This is a genomic window from Mesorhizobium sp. M1E.F.Ca.ET.063.01.1.1 (assembly GCF_003998155.1).
GTDB lineage: Bacteria > Pseudomonadota > Alphaproteobacteria > Rhizobiales > Rhizobiaceae > Mesorhizobium.
Window position 1 is genome coordinate 1 of the sequence record NZ_RZSC01001396.1, and the last position, 720, is coordinate 720.

Consider the following 720-nt stretch of genomic DNA (forward strand, 5'->3'; position numbering starts at 1 on the left):
GCCAGATCACCGCCACTCCGTCCGACTTCACCTCGGTGGCGGGAACAGTCGAGATCGGCCACATCGCGGCCGACCAGGCCGAAGCGCTGCTGAAGGCCAAGAACGGCTCGGTGAAGGGCAAGGTTCTGCAGGTGCTCGGCGATCCCGGCGATCCCTACACCCTCGACATCCAGAAGGGCTTCGAGGAGAAAGTGAAGGCGTTTCCGGACGTCAAGATCATCTCGCTGCCGGCCATGCAATGGGAAGCGAGCAACGCCGGCACGATCGTCGCCGACCAGATGCTGGCCAATCCGGACATCGACCTGATCTTCAGCCACGCCGCCCATCTTTCGGTTGCGGCAGTCGCTTCGCTGGAAGCCGCCGGCAAGAAGCCGGGAGACGTCATGCTGATGAGCTCGAACGGCGCGCCGGTCGGCCTCGACCTGATCCGCAAGGGCTGGCTCAACGTCGAGGTCGAGCAGCCGCTCTACGCGCAGGCCGCCGCGGTCGCCATGTTCATGGACAAGGTCGCCAACAAGCAGGAGATCAAGCCCGGCGACTATGACGTGCTTGGCCTGAAGTCGATCGTGACCAAGGAAGCTTGGGGCCCGAACATCAAGATCCCGGGCGCGGCGATCACCAAGGACAACGTCGACAATCCCGCCTTCTGGGGCAACCAGAAGCCGCCGACGGAAACCGTGAAACCGGTCGAATAGACTTTGTCGCATCGAGCTCCGGGCT

At 63.5% G+C, this 720-nt stretch carries 1 protein-coding gene; it reads left to right on the forward strand.

The features are described 5' to 3' along the window. On the forward strand, positions 1-695 hold a 695-nt coding region (locus EOA29_RS38800; protein ID WP_145970133.1), incomplete at its 5' end, for a substrate-binding domain-containing protein. Between the last annotated feature and the right edge of the window lie 25 nt (positions 696-720).